The following is a 20700-nucleotide window of genomic DNA, read 5'->3' on the forward strand; positions in this document are numbered from 1 at the left end:
CATGACCCCGCCCCTTCTGTCGCTCCGCGGCATCTCGAAGAGCTACGGCCAGATCCGGGCTAACGAAGCCATCGATCTGGACGTGGCGCCCCAATCGATCCATGCGATCCTCGGGGAGAATGGGGCGGGCAAATCGACGCTGATGAAGCTCATCTATGGCGTTGAACAGCCGGACGAAGGCACCGTCGTCTGGAACGGAGAGCCTCTGCGCCTTGCCTCGCCGGCTGAGGCACGGCGCAGGGGCATCGGCATGGTCTTTCAGCATTTCTCGCTGTTCGAGACGCTGACTGTCGTCGAGAACATCCAGCTCGTCGTCCCCGGCGGCAAGGCGGAGCTGGCCGGGCGCATCCGCAGCCTCGGCCAGGATTTTGGCCTTGAAGTAGATCCTCTCGCCGATGTGCACGCGCTCTCGGTCGGCGAACGGCAGCGGGTGGAGATCATCCGCTGCCTGATGACGGACCCGAAGCTGCTCATTCTCGACGAGCCGACCTCGGTCTTGCCGCCGCAGGCGGTGAAGAAGCTGTTCGACACGCTCAGGCGCCTTCGCGACCGCGGCGTGTCCATCCTGTTCATCTCCCACAAACTGGAGGAAATTCGCACGATCTGTGACCAGGCGACGGTCTTGCGTGGAGGGCGCGTTATCGGCACCGTCGACCCGCGCGACTATGATGCGCACGACCTCGCCCGGATGATGATCGGCCGCGACATGCCCGAGGTGATGCCCGCGTTGGCCATGCCCGAGGGGGAGAAGCGGCTGGAAATAATCGACATGGACTACACGCCGGACGACCCCTTTGCCACGCCGCTCTCCGGCATCAGCCTCACGGTACGATCAGGCGAGATCCTTGGCATAGCCGGAATATCGGGCAATGGCCAAGGCGAGCTTGCCGCGCTCATCTCGGGCGAAGCGATGCTGCTGAAGGAACAACGCGACCGGATCTACATGATGGGCCGCGACGTAGGCACACTCGATGCGGCCGCGCGCAGGAGATTTGGCTTCGCCTTCGTGCCCGAAGACCGGCTGGGACGCGGCGCGGTCCCTGAAATGTCGCTCGTGCTCAACACCGTTCTTACCGCCCATCCTTTCGATCTCGTGAGGCGCGGCCTCATCAACAGCGCCGGAGCGACGGCTTTCACCAGCGAATGCATCCGTCGGTACGACGTCCGCGCCTCCGGCCCGGATGCCGAAGCGGGCTCGCTGTCCGGCGGCAACTTGCAGAAATTCATCGTCGGTCGCGAGATGATGCTGTCGCCAAAACTGCTTTTCGTGGCGCAGCCAACCTGGGGTGTAGACATTGGCGCTGCATCCGCCATCAGAAGGCGGCTCATCGCGTTGCGCAACCTGGGCGTGGCGATCCTCGTAATTTCCGAGGAACTCGAGGAACTTTTCGAACTCTGCGATTTCATCCAGGTGCTCCATCATGGAATGCTGAGTCCGCCTCTGGTCACGCGGGACACGCGCCCCGAAGACATCGGCAGATACATGATCGGAGCACATGCCTCGCCAGAGAAGGTTCCTGCATGAGCGTTTGGGCCGCGCCGTTCCTCCCCGCGCTCGTCCGCCGGGAGCATGCCTCGCTCGTCGCGGCCATGCTGGCCCCGGCTGTCGCGCTTGGCATGGCGATCATCCTCAATCTGGGCCTTTATGTGCTGATAGGCCGAGATCCGGCGGCCGTCCTGTACGCGATGCTTCTCGAGCCGTTCCTCTCCTGGGCATCGTTTGCGGAGGTGCTGCTGAAGGCGGGGCCCCTTCTCCTCATTGCTCAGGGGCTGGCGATCGGTTTCCGCGCAAAAGTGTTCAACATCGGCGCGGAGGGCCAGTTTATCCTGGGCGCTATTTTCGCCTCGGCGATCCCCGTCTGGTTTCCGCAGGCGACCGGGCAGTGGATCTGGCCGCTGATGCTGCTTCTCGGTGCCCTCGGCGGTGCACTTTGGGCATCTATCACCGCCTTCTGGCGCGTCAGGCTCAATGCGAACGAGATCCTGGTCTCCCTGATGCTGAGCCTCGTTGCGGCGCAAGTCCTCAACTACCTGCTGCTCGGCCCATGGAAGGACCCGGCCGGCTTCAATTTCCCACAATCCGTCATGTTTCAGAACGACGCGATGGTGCCGACCCTGATCACCGGTACCCGCGTCAACGTCTCGCTGCTCATCACACTTGCGCTCTCGCTGGTGGCCTGGGTTTTCATGCAGCGAAGCTTCATGGGGTATAAGCTCAAGGTCGGCGGCCTTGCCCCGCGCGCGGCCGGTTACGCCGGCTTCAGCGAAGGGCGTGCGATTTGGCTGTCGCTTCTGATCGGTGGCATGGCGGCGGGACTGGCAGGCGCGGCGGAAGTCGCGGGTCCGCTCGGCCAGCTGCAGCGCTCGATCTCGACCGGCTACGGTTATGCGGCCATCATTGTCGCCTATCTCGGCGGCTTGCATCCAGTCGGCATCATCTTTTCCGCGCTCTTCATGGCTGTCCTCTATATCGGCGGCGACAATGCGATGGTGTCGGCAAACCTGCCGATCGCCGCCGTCCGCGTCTTCCAAGGCAGCTTGCTGCTCGCCTATCTCGGCGCTGTGGCCTTCGTGCGCTACCGCATCGAGTGGCGCCGCCCCCATCACCTGAGCCAGCCATGAACGCCGTCGAGTTCATTATTTCGGGCATGCTCGCAGCGGCAACCCCCTTTCTCCTTGCCGCACTCGGCGAGTTGGTGGTCGAGCGCGCCGGTGTTCTTAACCTCGGCGTAGAGGGCCTGATGGCCCTCGGCGCGGTGCTCGCGTTCATCGTCGTCTACCACGGCGGTGGACACCTGCTGGGGTTCGTTGCCGCCGGCCTCGGTAGCGCCGTCCTGTCCCTCGTCTTTGCAGTGCTGGCACTCGGATTCCGGGCAAACCAGGTCGCGACAGGCCTTGCGATCGGCATTCTCGGCCAGGGCCTTTCGGCGCTGTTCGGCAAAAGCTACGAGAGCTTGACGGTGAAGGGGCTCCCGAAACTTGCCTTTCCCGGCCTCTCGGAAATCCCGGTAGTCGGCAGGCTGTTTGTCCAGGACGTCGTCGTATGGCTTTCCCTTGCCGTGACGTTTGCGATCTGGGCGATGTTTGCCTATACGAGAGTCGGCCTTGTCGTGAGGGCAATCGGCGAGAATCCCAAGGCAGCCCACGCCATCGGCTATCCGGTCATCGCTATCCGTGTCGCGGCCATAGCTTTTGGTGGCATGATGGCGGGTTTTGCCGGCGCCTATGCGGCGGCGGTGTACACGCCCCTTTGGGCGGACGGTATGATTGCCGGACGTGGCTGGATCGCGATCGCACTCGTTGTCTTTGGTACGTGGCTCGCTGGCCGCATCTTCCTGGGTGCCTGCCTCTTCGGTGCGGTTTCGCTGATGAGCCTCGCCGCCCAGGCGACCGGTCTGGACTTGCCATCGCAACTGCTTTCCAGCCTTCCCTATCTCGTTACGATCGTCGTGCTCGGTGTCATCTCGGCGGACCGCCGCTTGCTCAGGCTGAACGGTGTCGCCTCGCTTGGCGAACCCTTCGAACGTTAGCCGGGATTAAAGTGGATTTGCGAAACTCGGCGTAAGTTGAAGAGATTCGAAACGCCAGCGGACGATCGGCATCCGATCCAAAGGGCAGAAACGCCAAACGGGGCGAAGGTATGCCCGCAAGGGTAGCGCTGACGCCGTCGACTGCGAGCAGCGGAACGATGTGGCGCACAACGCGCCCGACATCGGTGGAGATCGTCGCGGGTTTCTTGGATCGTCCCCTTTTCTGCAGTACGAGCCCCATTCTCGAGGGTCCATTCTCCACCGCAGCCTAGCGAAGCGGCGTCGCAAGATGGCCTGAGGCATGCGCCCGGTAAATTCCCGCATGCGAGCACTCGTCCTGCCTGTCTAAGGTTCCGAGTCTAACCGCAAATCCTCGATTTTTTCCGCCAATTCCAAAATATATATTCCGGTCGCCGCAAGAAGCCATAACAACGATTTCCAATACTACCTATTCTTGCAGAAACTAAAAACGCTACACTCGCGTAATCATATTGGTAACGGATGCTGTTCAACCTGCGTCCAGGCAACCAGCACAGGGAGCGGCGTTATGGATTTCTTTAAAAGTTTAACAAAGGTCTTGGCCGGCGGCGCGGTTTCCGTGGCTTTGTGCTTTCCGGCTGGCGCGGGCGGGCTCAGTGTGGGCATCGGCGGCAGCGGTGGGGTGGGTGTTTCGGTCGGCGGCAGTGGCGGCGGGCTTGGCGTCGGTGTCTCGGTCGGCGGGAGCAAGGGCGTCAATGCCGGAGCGACGGTCGGAGGCACCAGCGGCACCACCGCCAGTGTCGGCGCCTCGGTTGGCAGCGGCGTTACCGCCGGCGCCGGCGTATCGGTCGGCACGGGCGTCGGGGTCGGGGTCGGCGCAACCGTCGGCAGCAGTGTCGGGGTCGGCGCCGGGGTCGGGGTGGGCAGTGGAGTGACGGCCGGGGTCGGCGTCGGCATTGGCACACAGACAACGACCACCAGCCCCAGGGATCCCAACACGCCGGCGGTGCCGGCGCGACCGGCGGTGGTTGCCATCAGCGCCATGTCGGCCGGCCAGATCGCCAAGATGAAGAAACGCTGCGCCAGCGTGCTCAGCGGCAAGGGCACCTACGACCGGGACCTGAAGGAGCTCTGCCGGATATTGGCGCGGCGCTGAGTACCGCAACATCGCATGTGCCGTGGGGCATCAGTCTCTCAGCCAGCCCCAATGCCGCAAGGTGGCGGGCATTCTTAGGGAGAGAGCTTTGCCGAGCGGTTCAGCGTTTCGCGGAAAGGCGGAACCGGTCAGGCTGTGCGCTTTCATCGGCGGCATTCTGCATGGCTTGGTCACCGAGCCGAAGGAAGCGCGCCGCCCGGTTGCGGCCTTAATCTGACCTCTGCCGTCCGTCCGGTCACCCGTTTGGGCCGGCTCGAAGATTCGCCTCTGGCCTTTTGTATCACCCGCTCTAGCTGCTTTGTGTTAGGCTCGTCATGTTAGCCTTGTCTTGCTGATGGAGGTTTTGATGGATCGGCGATCATTCTTGACAGCATTGTTCGGCGTTGCGGGGGCCGCGGCGCTTGCTACCGCGGTTCGGCCTCTCGAGGCCGTGGCCGGGGTTCCCAATATCGGTAACGGCATTCTCGATGAACTCGACAAGCAGGATGCCAATTCGTTTGATGACGACGAAGGCCCGGGCGATGTCGAGCAGATATCGCATCGGCGATGGCACCATCGTCGCCACCACAGGCGGCATGTCTGGAGACGGCACTGCCGCACGTTCTGGCGGCATGGCCGGTTACGCCGGCGCTGCTATCGCAGGCGCTCCTTCGTCGTCTTGCGGTTCTAACCGCGGCACGTTCCCGGATAGACCCTGCCCTGAGGCGCAAACACCAAACAGACCCATCCCGATTTGCATCGGGATGGGCTGGTTCAGCTTTATCCAGCCACAGCTGCCACCGAATCCCGCTGCACCAGCGGGCATTCCAGCTTGGTGATTGGATAGCGGCCGCGGCCGGGAGGCGCCGGCACTTCGAGCTGTTCGATCGCCCATTGGCCCATCGCCATGTGCGGCAGGATCGATGTCGTCAGCGGCGGGAACAGATGGCGGGCGATCTCCTCGTCGTCATAGCCGACGACGGAGATGTCCTGCGGGATGTGCAGGCCCGCCTCCTTCAGCGCTTCGTAGCAGCCGATGGCTGTGCGGTCGTTCTGGCAGAAGATGGCGGTCGGGCGCTCCTTCAGCGCCAAAAGCTTCACGGTCGCGGCATAGCCGGCGCTCGCCGACCAGTCGCCCTCGACCACCAGTTCGGGATCGAACGGGATGTCGGCGGTGGCGAGCGCTCTGCGGTAGCCTTTCAGCCGGTCCTGCGCGGCCTGCATCCACGGCTCGCCGGTGATGATGGCGATGCGGCGGTGGCCGTGGCCGATCAGATGCCGGGTCGAGTTCTGGCCGCCGGCGATCTCGGAAGGCACCACGGCCGGGAAGGCATAATCGGCCGTGTAGCAGTTGAGCAGGATGACCGGTATGTCGAGGCCGTAGAGGAAATCCGGCGCCGTGATCTCGCGGGTGAAGATGGTCATGTAGATCAGCGCCGAGATTCCGCGCCTGGTGAGCGCCGCAATGGCGCGCGGCTCCATGACGGCGTCGCCCATGGTCTGCGCCACGAGCAACACATTGCCGGCGTTCCACGATGCCTGGCGCGCGCCCTCGATGGCGACAACGGCTTCCGGGCTTGTCGCCAGCTGGTCGACAGCGAAACCGATGACACCGTCAAGTCCATCGAAGGCGGCAACAGGTTTGCGCAGCGCCGAGAAGGCGGGTGCTGCGTAGCCGAGCGCACGCGCGGCGTCGATCACCCGCTCGCGCGTCTGCTGCGACAGCCGGATGCCGGGCGAATCGTTGAGCACGAAAGAGACGGTCGCCTGCGAGCACCCGGCTGCCCTGGCGATGTCGGTCATGGTGACGCGGCCGCCCTTGGCGGCTCTCGCCGGCGCCTTGCGCCGCTTCGCCGTGTCGTCCGGATCCCTCGTCTCGCTCATGGCATTGCGTCCCAATCCCCAGCCTGTCTAGTCGCAAGCCTGCCACACCCACAAGATGGTGTCGCGCCGTCGACCGATGGAAATAGTCGAAGGCGTTTATCTTTATTAGCAGCTTTGAAGTTCCCCGCCATGCCGCTGCGGGCCGCGTGAAATTCGAGGACTGCAAGGCATCTGCTTGCGCGGAACCGATGGCTGCACCTATTCGGGCAAACTAGCCCTAAGGCTACCGCCGAGTGTCCGCGCGAGACCTTTGCTAATACTGTTTACTAATACAAAACGACGCTGTAACGTCAATCCGCCGTGTCCGGTCAGGTGGGACCCGTGCGGCGAGAAGTGCACGTGAATGGCCCGATGGTGAGCGGGGTTTGCCTCCGCAAGCCTGGTCTCAGACATGTGATATGTCAGACAAATCAGACTATTTACGAGCACGGGATGAGTCTCTAAAGTCCGTGATCGCGACCGACGACGCCATTCTTCAGCGCCGGGAACCCCTGAGGAGGAGGGCGTCCAAATCGCGAGCGGCAAGTCAGTGAATGCAAGATCGGTTCAGTCCGACGACTGAGCCAAAACGGGAGGTTGAACATGAAATCCTTGATACGACATGCATCCGTGGCCACCGCAGCCCTGCTGCTCGGCCTGACCGCGACAGCCATTGCGCGCGCCGACGACAAACCGACGCTGGCCTTCGTCGTCAACGGCGCTTCCGATTTCTGGAAGGCCGCCGAAGCCGGCGTCAAGAAGGCGCAGGCCGAATTGCCCGACTACAATCTCGAACTCAAATATCCCGAGCAGTCCTCGGTCGCCATCCAGCAGCGGCTGATGGACGATCTGGTGACCGCCGGCGTCAAGGGCATCATGGTCTCGGCCGTCGACCCCAAGACCTCGACCGACGGCCTGAACAAGATCGCGTCGGAAACGGCGCTGTTCACCACCGACTCCGATGCCCCGCAGACCAAGCGCGTCGCCTATATCGGCTCGTCCAATGTCGACGCCGGCAAGCAGGCGGCCGAGATCGCCAAGAAGGCGATGCCGGACGGCGGCAAATGCCTCGGCTTCGTCGGCCTGCTCGGCGCCGACAATGCCAAGGAGCGCATCCAGGGCATGAAGGACGGCCTCGCCGGCAGCAAGATCGAACTGGTGGACGTGCGCGGCGACGACATCGACCAGGCGCGCGCCAAGAAGAATGTCGAGGACGCGCTGGTCGCCAGCCCCGACATCACCTGCATGGTCGGCTTCTATTCCTACAACACGCCGCGCATCTATGAAGCGCTGCGCGACGCCGGCAAGCTCGGCTCGATCACCGTCGTCGGCTTCGATGACGATCCGATCACGCTGGGCGGCGTCAAGGAAGGCACCGTGGCGGCCACCGTCGTGCAGCAGCCCTTCGAATGGGCCTATCAGGGCATGAAGCTGATGGCCGCCTATCTCAAGGGCGACAAATCAGGCATTCCGGAAGGCGGCCTGATCATCATCCCGACCAAGATCATCGGTAAGGACGATGTCGACACCTATGCCGCCAATCTGAAGGCGATGTCCGGAAACTGAGACCACGAGCAGTTGCGCCGGCTCAGGGTTCGCCTTGAGCCGGCGATCGTGTTGACGGGTCGGCCAAGGCCCGTCAGTCTGTAGCCCACCGGCTGCTGGCAAGCCTGATCAAATATGGCGTGATGAATTATTCCGACCCATCCATCGTCGCAACCACCCCGTTCCTCGGCCTCGAGAACGTGCGCAAGACCTATCCGGGCGTGGTGGCGCTGGACGGCTTTTCCATGGAGGTCAGGCCGGGCGAGGTGATCGGCCTGGTCGGCGAAAACGGCGCCGGCAAATCGACCTTGATGAAGATCCTCGGCGGCGTCACCAGGCCGGACAGCGGCGCCATCACCGTCGACGGCGTTGCGCATGACGGGCTCACCGTCGAAGGCAGCCTGGGGTCGGGCATCGCCTTCGTCCACCAGGAACTCAATCTCTTCGAAAACCTCGATGTTGCCGCCAATATCTTCTTCGGCCGCGAGCCGTTGCGCGGCGGGCCGCTGAGATTGGTCGACCGCGCCAAGCTGCGCGAAATGGTGGCGCCACTGCTGAAGCGCGTCGGCGCCAATTTCTCCGCCGATACGCCGGTTGCCTCGTTGTCGCTGGCGCAGCAGCAGATGGTCGAGATCGCCAAGGCACTGTCGATCAAGGCGCGGCTGGTGATCCTCGACGAGCCGACGTCGAGCCTGCCGCTCGCCGAAACCGACAAGCTGCTCGACGTCATCAAGGCGCTGAAGGCCGATGGCATCAGCGTCATCTTCATTTCGCACCGGCTGCATGAGGTCGAGCGCGTCGCCGACCGCGTCGTGGTGCTGCGCGACGGCATGCTGGCTGGCACCTTGCCGAAGAGCGCCATCAACCACGACCAGATGGTCAAGCTGATGATCGGCCGCATGCTGAAGGAGCGCGAGAAGGCCTCCGAGGCGGCGCGGGCGCCGGGCGCCACGGCTCTCTCGGCCAAAGCCATCCGCACCCCCGCCTACCCTGCCCGGCCGGTCGACCTCGACATCAGGCGCGGTGAAATCCTCGGCCTCGCCGGCCTTGTCGGCTCCGGCCGCACCGAACTGGCGCGGGTGTTCTTCGGCATCGACAGCACGCTTGGCGGTGGGCTCGAACTCGACGGCAAGCCGCTTGTACTGGGTTCGGCGGCCGATGCGGTCGCGCATGGCATTTTCCTGGTTCCGGAAGACCGCAAGCTGACCGGCATTTTGCTTGACCTGTCGATCGCGCAGAACATCTCGCTGCCCAACCTGCCGGCGCATGCGAAGCGTAGACTGGTGTCGGCAAGCTCCGAGGCCGCCACCGCAGAGAAGCAGAAGACGAATCTCGGCATCAAAGCGCCGTCGGTGCAGACGCGAACCGGCACGCTGTCGGGCGGCAACCAGCAGAAGGTGGTGCTGGGCAAATGGCTGGCGATGAACCCGAAGGTGATGATCCTCGATGAGCCGACGCGCGGCATCGATATCGGCGCCAAGGCCGAGATTTACGGGCTGATGCGAGCCTTGGCCGATGCCGGCGTCGCCGTGCTGATGATCTCCAGCGACATGGAAGAGGTGATCGGCGTGTCCGACCGCATCGCCGTCATGCATGAGGGCCAGATCTCGGGCATTCTCGACAAGGAACAATTCAGCCAGGAAAACGTGCTGTTGCTGGCGGTCGGCAAGCCGGCAAACTAGCGGGCTTCAGGCGATTGCCGGTCCGGCGCATTGGGGAGAAGACGATGAGCAAAAAAGATCTCGGCCTGCTGATCCTGATCCTGGTGGTCGGCGCCGTGGTGACCGCCATCAACCCGCGCTTCCTTTTGCCGATCAACCTCGCCAACACCTCGAACCTGATCGGCCTGTTCGGGATCCTCGCCATCGGCCAGGCCTTCGTCATCATCACCGGCGGCATCGAATTGTCGGTGGGGTCGCTGGTGGCGCTGCTCGGCACGCTGTTCATCGATTTCATCGCTGTGCGCGACATGCCATGGCCGCTGGCGCTGCCGCTGATCCTGGTGCTGGGCGGCATCATCGGGCTGGCGCATGGCTGGCTGATCACAAGGCTGAAATTGCAGCCCTTCGTGGTGACGCTGTGCGGCCTTTTGATCTATCGCGGGGTCGCCCGTTTCTATACCGCCGACGGCACCGCCGGCTTCGCCTTCGGCCAGAATTTTCCCGAGCTCGAATTCCTCACCGCGGGCCGCAGCTATGGCGTGCCCAACAGTTTCATCGCACTGATCGTCATTTCGATCGTCATGTGGGTGGTGCTGCACCGCTCGGTGTTCGGACGCTACCTCTATGCCATCGGCAAGAACGAAGAGGCGGCTAAATATTCGGGCATCCGCACCGGCCGCGTCGTGATGGCCGCCTATGTCATCTGCGGCGTTCTGACGGCGCTGTCGGCGATCTATTTCGCCATGTACACGCGCTCGATCTCGCCGGCCAGCCACGGCCAGTTCTACGAACTCTACGCCATTGCCGCCGCAGTTCTCGGCGGCTTCTCGCTGCGCGGCGGCGAAGGCTCGCTGGTCGGCGTCATCCTGGGCACCGTGCTGCTGCAGGAGTTGCAGAACCTGGTCAATCTGCTCGGCATCCCGTCCTCGCTCAACTTCGCGGTGATGGGCGGCGTGATCCTGATCGGCGTGCTGGTCGACCAGCAATGGGGCGTGTTCCGCGCAAGGCGGCTGATGCTCGATGCCAGCCGGAAGACTGTCGCGGCGGAGTAGCGCTACATCACGCCGGATATATCCGAGAAGGCCATCGCCTTGCGCAGCACCTCGACGAAGCGTTCTCCGGCGGCTTCGCGCCGGCCGCCATTGTCGATCGAGGTGACGCCGGAGCCGGACAAAGCGATATTGGCGCTGCGGGCGAGCCGAGCCAGCACTTCGCCGCGCGATTCGCGGCCGCGCTGGGCGAGACGCTCGGCGAGGATTTCCGGCGAGGCGGTGATCTCGACGACAGCCAGATTGGCATAGCGCTCCCGCAGCACCGGGATGACTGCGCGCGAGACATTGGCGACCGCGACATGGCCATTGGCGATGGACCAGTCGACATCGGCCGGAATGCCGTAGCGCAGCCCGTGCGCCTCCCAGGAAATGGCGAAGGCGCCGTCGGCCTCGGCTTCGGCAAAGGCTGCGTCGGCCAGCGTGTCGTGATCCTCGCTTGCGGCGTCGCTCGGCCTGGTGATGACCCGGCGGACGAACTCCAGCCTCGTCTCGTCGGCAAACAAGGTGCGGGCATAGCCGATTACCGTATCCTTGCCGGCGCCGCTCGGGCCGACGACGGCGACAAACACGCCGTTGCGGAGCGGAAAGGCCTCGCTGCTGAGTTCGCGGTCGATCGACGCCGAGACCATCAGGCGACCCGGCGCCCTTGGCGCCAGACAGTGCGCACGACCGGCACATGGTCGTCGACGCGCACACGCACCAGATCGGCGCGGCGGCCCTGTTCGATGACGCCGCGGTCGTTGAGGCCGATGGCCTCGGCCGGGTTCTTCGACACCATCGCGACCGCCTGCGGCAAGGAGATGCCCTCGACGACGTCGCCGAGGAAGAAGGCCGACTGGATCAGGCTGAAGGGAATGTAGTCGGACGACAATATGTCGAGCAGGCCGTCGCCGGCCAGCGTGCGGGCCGAGACATTGCCCGAATGCGAGGAGCCGCGCATGACGTTGGGCGCGCCCATCAGTACGCCGAGCCCGGCATCCTTCGAGGCCTTGGCGGCTTCCAGCGTGGTCGGGAATTCCGCGACGCGCACGCCTTGTTCGATCGCCTCGTCGACATGGCCTGATGTGGCGTCGTCATGGCTCGCCAGCACAATGCCCCGCTCGTTGCAGGCGGCTGATATCGCCACCCGGTTCGGTCCCGAATTCTTCGCTGATTCCGACATCCGCTTTTCGCAGAACAATTGGAAGTCGCGATCGGTCAACTTCAGCTTGCGCTGATAGTAATAGGCGTAGGTCTCGAGATTGACGAACTGACGCTGTCCCGGCGCATGGTCCATCAGCGAGGCCAGCTTGACCCGCTCGTCGCCATCGAAATTGGCGAAAGCCCGCAAGCAATCCGGCGCCGAGACCTCACAGCGCAGATGCAGGAAATGGTCGGCCCGCAACCGGTCTTTCGCGACGCTGTCCTCGATCGCGTCGGCCAGCTTGCGGATGTCGTCGGAGGTAAGATCGGCGTCCTCGTCCATGCCGACGCGCAGCGCGTCGAGCACGGTGGTGATCCCGGCGGTCGCTACCTGCGCGTCATGGGCGAGCACGGCGGCAATCGGGTTCCAGCGCACTTTCGGGCGCGGCGCATAGTGGCCTTCGAGATGGTCGGTGTGCAGCTCGACCAGACCGGGAATGATGTAGTCGCCGCCCATGTCCTCGCCGGCCATGTTCCCGCCGGTGTGGCCGGTGCCGGCGTCGACGCCGGAAATAAAACCGTCGCGCAGCACGAGCGACCCTTCGACGATCTCATCGGCAAGCACGATGCGGGCGTTGTGGAGAACAGTTTCGGCAGTCATTCAGGCAGTCCTTGCTTACTCGGACGAATTGCGGTCAGGCGGTTTTTCGGGCAGCGCGGCGGCCGAGCGCATGATGCGAAAGCACCATGAACGGAGCGCCCGGTTCGGTTTCGACGAACAGCGTCAGCGCATCCACCAGCACCGGCTGCTGCAGCACATCGGCGAACAGGCTGTCAATTGCCGCGCGCAGACGTTGGCTTTCCTGCGGCCCGGCCCGGCCGGACAGTGTCATGTGGAAGCGAAAGGTCTCGAACACGTAGGGGTAGCCCCACTGACAGAGATTGCGGAACTCGGCCGGCTTCAGCGAATCCGGGCTGCGCCGTTCGATTTCCGCTTCGGTGAGCGGCGCGCGAAAACGGTCGAAGCTAAGCACGACATCATCGGCGAAACGGTTGAGCGGCGGCAGCGGGCCTTCCGGCACCAAAGCGAAGAAACCATCGATCTGGCTGACGACCAGGCGCGGGATGGTGACCGTCGGCGTTGCTTCGGCAAAGGCGTCCAGCGCCGCGCGCAACGAGCTTTCGGTTTCGTTGGCGGCCAACCGGAAGGGCGCTTTCAGCGTCGCATGAAAACCGTAGCGCCGCGCCGATGCGGTGTGAAAGGCGACTTCGGCCGCCGACAGCTCGCCCACCGCCTCGACCGGCCTGGTGGCGGCGCCAAAGGGGTCGCGGCCCAGCCAGTTGGCGGCGATCCGCGCCAACGGCTCGTCCTGCCTTGGGGTGAAATAGATGGCGTAGCGCATCGAAAAAAATCCTCGTCAGCCCGCTGCCATAGGTGATTTCCATGACGGATTGACGAAGCTTATGCGGGTTTTCGAAGGCAAATCGACCCCATGGATCGTTAGCCGACGATTTTTTGCTGCTGGACCAACCGCTTCCGGCGCAAGCGAAGGCCGATCAGGCCTTCGTCAGCCACTCGTGCTCGGGCGCGTTGTGGAACTTCCACGTCCGCGTCGGCCCGGCCATGACGTTGAGGTAATAGAGGTCGTAGCCGTGGCAGGCGGCGCAGGGGTGATAGCCCTTGGGCACCAACACGACGTCGCCGTCCTCGATCGCCATGGCTTCGTCCAGCTCGCGGGCGCCGGTGTTGTCGGCGTCGGTGTAGACGCGCTGGAAGGCAAAGCCCTGCGGCGGGTTGAGGCGGTGGTAGTAGGTTTCCTCAAGATAGGATTCGGCCGGCAGATTGTCCTGGTCGTGCTTGTGCGGCGGGTAGCTCGATGTATGGCCGCCGGGCGTGATGACCTCGACCACCAGCAGTGAGTCGGCGGGCTTACCCTCGGGCAATATGTTGGTGACGTAGCGCGTGTTGGTGCCTTTGCCCCGAGTCTCCTGGCCGAGGTCGTCGGGTGCGATGACGCGAACGGGCAAGCCGCCGCCCAGGCCCGGCGCCGAGCAGACCGCGAGTTCGAGATCGGTGTCGGCGGTGACCGACCAGTCCGAACCCTCCGGAATATAGACCGACCACGGCTTGCCCTCGAAGGGCGACATGCGCTCGCCGAGCAGGCCGAGTTCCTGGCCGCCGGCCTTTGCCGTGCCCTTGCCGGTGACGAACACCAGGCAGACTTCGCGATCCTGCGTCTTGCCGGATGCGGTCTCGCCCGGCTTCAGCCGGTGCAGGTCGAAGCCGACATAGGTCCATCCGGCGCTTTTGGGCGTGACATGGGCGACGCGGCCATGGCCCTTGTCGGCTTTGACGAGCAGTTTCGACATGTTTTGTCTCTCCTATCGCAAGTCTTCGAGGTCGGCCTCTCAACTTCGTCATCCTAGGGCGAAGCAGGAGCGAATCTCCGTCGCGAAGACCCTAGGATGACGAAGCTAGGGACGTTCCGGCCAATCAGCGACGTAGGCGATACGCCAGGTGTCGAGTGTCCGACCCGCAAGCTCCTTCCGAGCCGCGGCCGCTTCATTCCTTCGGTTCGGCGTCCGCCTTCGCTTCGCCGGTCTTTGGTCGATCAGGCGCAGCCTTGCTCTCCTCCACCGGCTTGTAAAGATAGAAGAACTGCCACACCGCGTAGGCGGCAAAGCCGAGCGCAATGATGCCCCAGAATGGGGTGCCGGAGGCGAATTCTATTCCGGCCCAGATCACGCAGACGGCGACGACGGCAACGCGCCGCCACAGCGGCCGGAAGAACGGGTGCTCGTAATCCTTCATCGGACCGGCTTACGCATTGGGAAAGCCTTGCGTTTCCACCGTGTAGCCGGCCGCCGTCATCACCCGCATCAGCTCCTTGTAACCCACTTGGGCCATCTTCAGCGGCGGGTTCTTCTTCGGGTCCTGCTCGGCCTCGACGACGAACCAGCCTTCATAGCCATGGTCGGCGAAGCGCTGCACGATGGCGCCGAAATCGAGCGAACCGTCGCCAGGCACCGTGAAGGCACCGAGCGCCACGGCGTCGAGAAAGGACTGCTTCGTGCGGTCGAGCCCGTCGATCACGCCCATGCGCACATCCTTCACATGGACATGGCTGATGCGCTTGTGGTGGTTGTCGATGGCGCGCAGCACGTCGCCACCGGCAAAGGCGAGATGCCCTGCATCGAGCAGCAACGGAATGCCTTCGCCGGAATGGCGCATGAAGGCATCGAGCTCCGGCTCGGTCTCGACCACCGCCGCCATGTGATGGTGATAGGACAGCGGCATGCCTTGCTCGGCGCACCATTCGCCGAATTCGGTGAGGCGCCTGGCATAGGCCCTCATCTCGTCGTTGGACATTTTCGGCTTCGTGGCGAGAGGCCTGGAGCGATCACCCTGGATCGAGCGGCCGACCTCGCCATAGACGATGCAAGGCGCATTCACCGCCTTGAACAGGTCGATCATCGGCTGGATGCGATCCTTGTTCTTGCCCATGTCCTCATCGACCAGCGTGCCGGAGAACCAGCCGCCGCACAGCGTCACGTCGGCCTTTTTCAGGATAGGCAGCATGATTTCGGGGTCATTGGGAAAGCGGCGGCCCATTTCCATGCCGGTGAAGCCGGCCGAGCGCGACTGGCGCAGGCACTCTTCCAGCGAGACGTCGTCGCTGAGTTCGGCAAGATCATCGTTCCACCACGCAATGGGGGACATGCCCAGTTTGGCTTTCAAGTTTTAGCTCCGGTTTCTTGTTCACCCTCCCCTTGTGGGGAGGGTCGCTGCGAAGCAGCGAGGTGGGGTGCGGCGCCAGACCCCCACCCGGACCTTCGGTCCGACCTCCCCACAAGGGGGAGGTAGGGGCCGGGTGCATGTACATCAATCGCCGATTGTCTGCATCTGCCGCTTTTCGTCGTAGGCCTTGCGGGCTGCGTTGACCTGCGGCCGTGCGGAGACTTCCGGCACCGCGACATCCCACCAATGGCCGCCGGCATCGGTGGAAATCAGCGGGTCGGTGTCGATGACCAGCACGGTGGTGCGGTCGTTGGTTTTCGACTTTTGCAGCGCAGTCTCCAGGCCAGTGATCGACGGCACTTTCTCGGCAATAGCGCCCATGCTGGCCGCATGCGCGGCGAAGTCGATGTCGGGCAGGATCTCGTGGCGCGCGTCCTTCAGGAGGTTGTTGAAGTTGGCGCCGCCGGTGGCCATCTGCAGCCGGTTGATGCAGCCATACCCCCTGTTGTCGAGCACCACGATGGTCAGCTTCAAGCCGAGCATCACCGAGGTGGCGATCTCCGAATTCATCATCAGGTAGGATCCGTCGCCGACCATGACGACTATCTCCTGATCGGGCTTGGCCATCTTGGCGCCGAGCCCGCCGGCAATCTCGTAACCCATGGTCGAGAAACCATATTCGCCATGGTACGAGCCGGGCGCGCCTGCCTGCCAGAGCTTGTGCAGCTCGCCCGGCAGGCCGCCCGACGCATTCAGCAAGGTCACGCCGGACCCCAGCGCGCGCTGCACGGCGCCGATCACCTGCGCGTCCGAAGGGAAGGCGGCGTTGGTCGACGCCGTCACCTTGGAGGCTTCGGCCTGCCATGCCTTCTTGCCTTGGGTCGCATTGTCGGTCCATGTCGCCGGTGCTTTCCAGCTCCCCAACGCCGCACCCAGTTCGACAAGCCCTTCGGCCGCATCGGCGACCAGCGGCAGCGCACGATGCTTGCCGGCATCGAAAAGCTGCACGTTGAGTCCGATGATGGTCTTGCCGGAATTCTTGAACAGCGCCCATGAGCCGGTGGTGAAATCCTGCAGCCGGGTGCCGATGGCGAGCACGACATCGGCTTCTTCCGCCAGCCGGTTGGCCGCGGACGTGCCGGTGACGCCGACCGCCGCCATGTTGCGCGGATGTGTGTCGGGCAGCGAGGATTTGCCGCCTTGCGTTTCGCAGACCGGAATGCCGGCGCTCTCGGCGAATTTCGCCAGTTCATCCGAACCCTGCGAATACAGCACGCCGCCGCCGGCGATGATCAGCGGTTTTTTCGCACCCTTCAGCGCGGTGACCGCCGCCGCCAATTCATGCCGGTCCGGACGCGGCCGGCGCTGGTGCCAGACGCGCTCGGCGAAAAAGCTCTCGGGATAGTCATAGGCCTCGGCCTGCACGTCCTGGCAGAGCGACAGCGTCACCGGGCCGCATTCCGCCGGATCGGTCAGCACCTGCATGGTCCGCGCCAATGCCGGGATGATCTGCTCGGGACGGGTGATGCGGTCGAAATAGCGCGACACCGGACGGAAGCAGTCATTGACCGTCGCGGTGCCGTCGGAAAAGTCCTCGGCCTGCTGCAGCACCGGATCGGGGATGCGGTTGGCGAAGACATCGCCCGGCAAAAACAGGACGGGCAACCTGTTTACGTGGGCGAGCGCCGCCGCCGTCACCATGTTGAGCGCACCGGGGCCGATCGAAGAGGTCGCGGCCATGAAGCGGCGGCGGAAATTGGCCTTGCCATAGGCGATCGCCGCATGCGCCATCGCCTGCTCATTGTGGGCGCGGAAGGTCGGCAATTCGTCGCGCAGCTGGTACAGCGCCTCGCCGATGCCGGCGACATTGCCGTGACCGAAGATCGCCCACACACCGCCGAAGATGGGCACTCTTCTGCCGTCGATCTCGGTCATCTGCTTGCTCAGAAAGCGGGTCAGCGCCTGCGCCATCGTCAGGCGGATTGTCTTGCTCATGGTGTTTTCCTCCGCAGTCCTCTTGCCGCGCCTTTATGCTGCTTTACGGCCACGCGCGGCAAGCCACCCTTCGGTCAACTGTTCGAAGCGCGCGGCCATGTCGGCGATAGCCTCGTCATCCGTCATCTTGCCTGCCAGCCATCGTTCGGCGGCGTGGACGAAGATGGTGCGGCCGACGGCAAAGCCCTTGACGATCGGCGCCTTGGCGGTGGCGGCAAAGGCCGCTTCCAGTTCGTCCTGCGGCGCTTCGAGACCCAGCAGCACGACGCCACGACACCAGGGATCATGCTTCAGGATCACCGCTTCGATCTTGGCCCAGGCGCCGGCCGACGCCTGCGGTTCGAGCTTCCACCAGTCCGGCTTGATGCCAAGCGCATAGAGTTCTTCCAGGGCGCGCGGGATCGTCGTGTCATCGAGCTTGCCGTGCTTGCCGGCGATGATCTCGACCAGAAGCTCCCGGCCGACCTTCCGCGCGGCTTCGAACAGCGAGCGCAGCTTCTGCTGCTGCTCTTCCTTGAGCGCTGCCGGATCGTCGGGGTGATAGAAGCACAGGCATTTGATGCAGTGGTCGACCGGCCATTCCACCAGTTGCGAGCCGATGTCCTGCGAGAACTCGAAGCGCAGCGGCCGCGAGCCCGGCAGTTCGACGGGACGGCCGAGCCAGGCAAAGGGGTGGCGGGCGAATTCGAACATCGCTTCGCGGCCATGCTTCTCGTCGATCAGCATGCCATAGCCGTCGCGGCCGGCGGCGACTTTCGCCGCAGCCTTGACCGCCAGCACCTTGAAATCGCGGATGCGCGCCGGATCGGCGCCGGTCTTTGCCGCGACGTCCTCAAGCTGCACACGGTGGTCGCAGGCGAGCGCCATCATCGAGGGGATATCGCGGCGGCGGGTCGTCGCCCAATGGATGTGGTTGATCGCCTCGTCCTTGCGCAACGCTAAGTGCTTGCTGCCGTTCTTGAGGAAGAACTGCAATTCCTCGAAGGTCGGATATTCCGGCGCGCAGAGCAGCCGCGACACGGCGAAGGCGCCGCAGGCATTGGCCCAGGTCGCCGCCGTTGCCAGGTTTTCGCCACCGAGCCAGCCGCGCAGGAAACCGGACATGAAGGCATCGCCGGCGCCCAGCACATTATAGATCTCGATCGGAAAGCCCTTGCCGACGATACCGTCTTCCAGATCGTCGCTGATCGGCCCGTCATAGACGATGCAACCCATGGCGCCGCGCTTCAGTACGATGGTTGCCTTGGACAGCGCGCGGATCGTCTTCAGCGCGCTCAGGCAATCGTCGGCGCCCGAGGCGATCATGATCTCTTCCTCGGTGCCGACGATGAGGTCGCAATCGGGCAGCACCGTCTTCAGCTGGGCCGAGACGCGGTCGGATTTGACATAGCGCTCAAAACCCTCGGCATGGCCTGCGAGTCCCCAGAGGTTGGGGCGGTAGTCGATGTCGAACACCACCTTGCCGCCCTTGGCCTTGATGATGCGGATCGCCTTGCGCTGGGCGGCGTCGCTGTTGGGTCGGGAAAAATGCGTGCCGGTGACGACGATCGAGCGGGCCGAGGCGATGAAGGCTTCATCGATATCTTCTTCGGCGAGCGCCATGTCGGCGCAGTCGCTGCGATAAAAGATCATTGGCGAGATGCCTTCGCTCTCGACCGAAAGCAGCACTAGGGCCGTCAGCCGTTCCTGGTCGGTCTTGAGCCCATCGACATTGACGCCTTCGCGCCTGAGCTGCTCGCGGATGAAGCGGCCCATCTGCTCGTCGCCGACGCGGGTGAGCAGCGCCGAGCGCAGGCCTAGTCTCGCCGTGCCAACCGAGATGTTGGCCGGGCAGCCGCCGACCGATTTGGCGAAGGAGGTGATGTCCTCCAGCCGCGAACCGATCTGCTGGCCGTAAAGGTCGACGGAAGCGCGACCGATGGTGATGACATCGAGCGTCGCCTGTTTGGCGTCCACGGCTTCGCTCATTGGAACCTCCCGTCGGTCTTGTTGTCTTGAGCAACGTAGTTGGGGGACACGCGCGAGCGGCAGCGTGGCGCCGGGAATATGAAATAATAATTCCAATCCATAGTCAATATGGAATGAGCATTCCTCCGCGAATTCGAGCGCCCGGCGCCGGCCTAGGCCTTACGCTTCTTGCCCGTGCTGCGCCGCTTCTCGCCGACGCCGACGGTGAGCGCCATGGCCAGCGCCATGGTGGCCGACAGCGAGCGGAAGCCGGCAAAATCGGCCTCGGCAACCTCGAACCAGACCTTGGCGAACTGCGCTAGTGGCGAAAACGAACTGTCGGTGATGGCGATGATCGGCACGCCCTGTTCGGAAATGGTGCGGGCCTCCTCGATGGTGGCCGGCGCATAGGGCGAGAAACTGATGGCAATGACGGCGTCCGCCGGGGTGGCGAAGGCGACCATCTCGGCATTGAGGCCGGCGGCGGATTCGATCAGCTGGTTGCGGATCTTCAGCTTGCCCAAGGCATAGGCAATGTAGCTCGCCACCGGGTAGGAGCGGCGCTTGGCCAGGACATAGATGGTCTCGGCCTTGGCCAGCAGCGAGATCGCGTCTTCCAGATGCGCCTCGTCCAGCGAGCGCGAAATATCGTTGAGCGAAGTGCTGGCGGCGGCGACGAAGCCGTCGAAGATGGCTCGGTGTCCAGCACCCGCATCGGCCTTGGCGCGCAGCGCCTGCAGGCGTTCGTCATAAGAGGAATTGCGCTCGCGCAGCCGCTCGCGAAACACCTGCTGCAGGCTGGTGAAGCCGTCGAAGCCTAGTTGCTGGGCAAAGCGGATCAAGGTGGACGGCTGCACGCCCGCCGAAGCGGCGATGCTGGCGGCGGTGCCGAAGGCGATGTCATCGGGATTGTCGAGCGCATAGGCGGCGATCTGGGCGATGCGCTTGGGCAAGGTTTCACGGCGATCGAGGATCGTGGCGCGCAGCGTCTCGAAGTCGCGAGGTACCCGTTCGTCCATCGTCGCCCCGTCCAAGCTCATCTAGAGCATGATGCCGAAAAGTGTGCAGCGGTTTTCGGACGACATCATGCTCTCTTTAACTCAAGTGACGTCCTCTCTGCCCCATCATAGCG

The 20700-nt window shown here is 63.9% G+C and carries 18 protein-coding genes; 7 read left to right on the forward strand and 11 right to left on the reverse strand.

From position 1 onward, the window contains the following. Window position 1 precedes the first annotated feature (1 nt). The 4 genes from NL532_RS02290 (at window position 2) to NL532_RS02305 (ending at window position 4665) form a co-directional block, all read left to right on the forward strand. Window positions 2–1525 (forward strand): ABC transporter ATP-binding protein, encoded by a 1524-nt coding sequence (locus NL532_RS02290; RefSeq protein WP_023699370.1) that lies wholly within the window; start codon window positions 2–4, stop codon window positions 1523–1525. Beyond that, the gene (locus tag NL532_RS02295; protein ID WP_023734808.1) at window positions 1522–2622 is read left to right on the forward strand and encodes an ABC transporter permease; all 1101 of its coding nucleotides are present in this window, start codon (window positions 1522–1524) and stop codon (window positions 2620–2622) included. Before NL532_RS02290 ends, NL532_RS02295 begins: the two co-directional genes overlap by 4 nt. Beyond that, the gene (locus tag NL532_RS02300) at window positions 2619–3530 is read left to right on the forward strand and encodes an ABC transporter permease (RefSeq protein ID WP_023744942.1); all 912 of its coding nucleotides are present in this window, start codon (window positions 2619–2621) and stop codon (window positions 3528–3530) included. The genes NL532_RS02295 and NL532_RS02300 overlap by 4 nt, the downstream gene beginning before the upstream one ends. 547 nt (window positions 3531–4077) lie before the next feature. After that, window positions 4078–4665 (forward strand): hypothetical protein, encoded by a 588-nt coding sequence (locus tag NL532_RS02305; RefSeq protein WP_286487874.1) that lies wholly within the window; start codon window positions 4078–4080, stop codon window positions 4663–4665. A 358-nt stretch (window positions 4666–5023) separates the two neighbouring features. Here the strand turns inward: NL532_RS02305 and NL532_RS02310 are convergent, their stop codons facing one another. Next, the gene (locus NL532_RS02310) at window positions 5024–5206 is read right to left on the reverse strand and encodes a hypothetical protein (protein WP_196813864.1); all 183 of its coding nucleotides are present in this window, start codon (window positions 5204–5206) and stop codon (window positions 5024–5026) included. Window positions 5207–5424: 218 nt separating this feature from the next. Further along, entirely contained in the window at window positions 5425–6528 is a 1104-nt protein-coding gene (locus NL532_RS02315; protein ID WP_031203246.1) for a LacI family DNA-binding transcriptional regulator, read from the reverse strand. 582 nt (window positions 6529–7110) lie between these two features. On the opposite strand from NL532_RS02315, the gene NL532_RS02320 reads away from it, so the two are divergent. From NL532_RS02320 to NL532_RS02330, 3 genes are all read left to right on the forward strand, one after another. Further along, entirely contained in the window at window positions 7111–8073 is a 963-nt protein-coding gene (locus NL532_RS02320) for a sugar-binding protein (protein ID WP_023672352.1), read from the forward strand. 122 nt (window positions 8074–8195) lie between these two features. Then, the gene (locus tag NL532_RS02325) at window positions 8196–9734 is read left to right on the forward strand and encodes a sugar ABC transporter ATP-binding protein (protein WP_286487875.1); all 1539 of its coding nucleotides are present in this window, start codon (window positions 8196–8198) and stop codon (window positions 9732–9734) included. 44 nt (window positions 9735–9778) lie between these two features. Then, entirely contained in the window at window positions 9779–10765 is a 987-nt protein-coding gene (locus tag NL532_RS02330; RefSeq protein ID WP_023672350.1) for an ABC transporter permease, read from the forward strand. Window positions 10766–10767: 2 nt separating this feature from the next. On the opposite strand, the gene phnN is transcribed toward NL532_RS02330, so the two are convergent. The 9 genes from phnN to NL532_RS02375 form a co-directional block, all read right to left on the reverse strand. Beyond that, window positions 10768–11397 carry a phosphonate metabolism protein/1,5-bisphosphokinase (PRPP-forming) PhnN gene (gene phnN, locus NL532_RS02335; RefSeq protein WP_023741263.1) on the reverse strand — a complete coding sequence of 210 codons (630 nt, stop codon included), beginning with the start codon at window positions 11395–11397 and terminating at the stop codon, window positions 10768–10770. Continuing rightward, complete coding sequence (locus NL532_RS02340) at window positions 11394–12548, reverse strand: alpha-D-ribose 1-methylphosphonate 5-triphosphate diphosphatase (protein WP_023741264.1); 1155 nt, start codon at window positions 12546–12548, stop codon at window positions 11394–11396. The genes phnN and NL532_RS02340 overlap by 4 nt, the downstream gene beginning before the upstream one ends. A gap of 34 nt (window positions 12549–12582) precedes the next feature. Further along, a complete protein-coding gene (locus NL532_RS02345) occupies window positions 12583–13290 on the reverse strand; it encodes a DUF1045 domain-containing protein (protein ID WP_023741265.1) in 708 nt (235 codons plus the stop codon). Window positions 13291–13444: 154 nt separating this feature from the next. Continuing rightward, window positions 13445–14257, reverse strand: a complete 813-nt coding sequence (iolB, locus tag NL532_RS02350; RefSeq protein ID WP_023741266.1) for a 5-deoxy-glucuronate isomerase — start codon at window positions 14255–14257, stop codon at window positions 13445–13447. Window positions 14258–14450: 193 nt separating this feature from the next. Continuing rightward, window positions 14451–14699, reverse strand: a complete 249-nt coding sequence (locus NL532_RS02355; protein WP_023672345.1) for a hypothetical protein — start codon at window positions 14697–14699, stop codon at window positions 14451–14453. A 9-nt stretch (window positions 14700–14708) separates the two neighbouring features. Beyond that, window positions 14709–15626, reverse strand: coding sequence for a myo-inosose-2 dehydratase (gene iolE, locus NL532_RS02360; protein WP_023748285.1), 918 nt, complete (start codon window positions 15624–15626; stop codon window positions 14709–14711). Window positions 15627–15770: 144 nt separating this feature from the next. Continuing rightward, window positions 15771–17621: a 3D-(3,5/4)-trihydroxycyclohexane-1,2-dione acylhydrolase (decyclizing) gene (iolD, locus tag NL532_RS02365; RefSeq protein ID WP_286487877.1), complete on the reverse strand. Its 1851-nt coding sequence runs from the start codon at window positions 17619–17621 to the stop codon at window positions 15771–15773. Between the two features lie 33 nt (window positions 17622–17654). Beyond that, window positions 17655–19589 carry a bifunctional 5-dehydro-2-deoxygluconokinase/5-dehydro-2-deoxyphosphogluconate aldolase gene (locus NL532_RS02370; RefSeq protein ID WP_023828812.1) on the reverse strand — a complete coding sequence of 645 codons (1935 nt, stop codon included), beginning with the start codon at window positions 19587–19589 and terminating at the stop codon, window positions 17655–17657. A 152-nt stretch (window positions 19590–19741) separates the two neighbouring features. Then, window positions 19742–20587: a MurR/RpiR family transcriptional regulator gene (locus tag NL532_RS02375; protein WP_023703746.1), complete on the reverse strand. Its 846-nt coding sequence runs from the start codon at window positions 20585–20587 to the stop codon at window positions 19742–19744. Window positions 20588–20700 lie beyond the last annotated feature (113 nt).

Origin of the sequence: Mesorhizobium sp. C120A (genome assembly GCF_030323105.1) — a bacterium.
GTDB lineage: Bacteria > Pseudomonadota > Alphaproteobacteria > Rhizobiales > Rhizobiaceae > Mesorhizobium.

Excerpts from the sequence above, each read along its gene's own strand:
- NL532_RS02290 (WP_023699370.1), top strand. The coding sequence starts at position 2 with ATGACCCCGCCCCTTCTGTCGCTCCGCGGCATCTCGAAGAGCTACGGC.
- NL532_RS02295 (WP_023734808.1), top strand. The coding sequence starts at position 1,522 with ATGAGCGTTTGGGCCGCGCCGTTCCTCCCCGCGCTCGTCCGCCGGGAG.
- NL532_RS02300 (WP_023744942.1), top strand. The coding sequence starts at position 2,619 with ATGAACGCCGTCGAGTTCATTATTTCGGGCATGCTCGCAGCGGCAACC.
- NL532_RS02305 (WP_286487874.1), top strand. The coding sequence starts at position 4,078 with ATGGATTTCTTTAAAAGTTTAACAAAGGTCTTGGCCGGCGGCGCGGTT.
- NL532_RS02310 (WP_196813864.1), bottom strand. The coding sequence starts at position 5,206 with ATGCGATATCTGCTCGACATCGCCCGGGCCTTCGTCGTCATCAAACGA.
- NL532_RS02315 (WP_031203246.1), bottom strand. The coding sequence starts at position 6,528 with ATGAGCGAGACGAGGGATCCGGACGACACGGCGAAGCGGCGCAAGGCG.
- NL532_RS02320 (WP_023672352.1), top strand. The coding sequence starts at position 7,111 with ATGAAATCCTTGATACGACATGCATCCGTGGCCACCGCAGCCCTGCTG.
- NL532_RS02325 (WP_286487875.1), top strand. The coding sequence starts at position 8,196 with ATGAATTATTCCGACCCATCCATCGTCGCAACCACCCCGTTCCTCGGC.
- NL532_RS02330 (WP_023672350.1), top strand. The coding sequence starts at position 9,779 with ATGAGCAAAAAAGATCTCGGCCTGCTGATCCTGATCCTGGTGGTCGGC.
- NL532_RS02340 (WP_023741264.1), bottom strand. The coding sequence starts at position 12,548 with ATGACTGCCGAAACTGTTCTCCACAACGCCCGCATCGTGCTTGCCGAT.
- NL532_RS02345 (WP_023741265.1), bottom strand. The coding sequence starts at position 13,290 with ATGCGCTACGCCATCTATTTCACCCCAAGGCAGGACGAGCCGTTGGCG.
- iolB (WP_023741266.1), bottom strand. The coding sequence starts at position 14,257 with ATGTCGAAACTGCTCGTCAAAGCCGACAAGGGCCATGGCCGCGTCGCC.
- NL532_RS02355 (WP_023672345.1), bottom strand. The coding sequence starts at position 14,699 with ATGAAGGATTACGAGCACCCGTTCTTCCGGCCGCTGTGGCGGCGCGTT.
- iolD (WP_286487877.1), bottom strand. The coding sequence starts at position 17,621 with ATGAGCAAGACAATCCGCCTGACGATGGCGCAGGCGCTGACCCGCTTT.
- NL532_RS02370 (WP_023828812.1), bottom strand. The coding sequence starts at position 19,589 with ATGAGCGAAGCCGTGGACGCCAAACAGGCGACGCTCGATGTCATCACC.
- NL532_RS02375 (WP_023703746.1), bottom strand. The coding sequence starts at position 20,587 with ATGGACGAACGGGTACCTCGCGACTTCGAGACGCTGCGCGCCACGATC.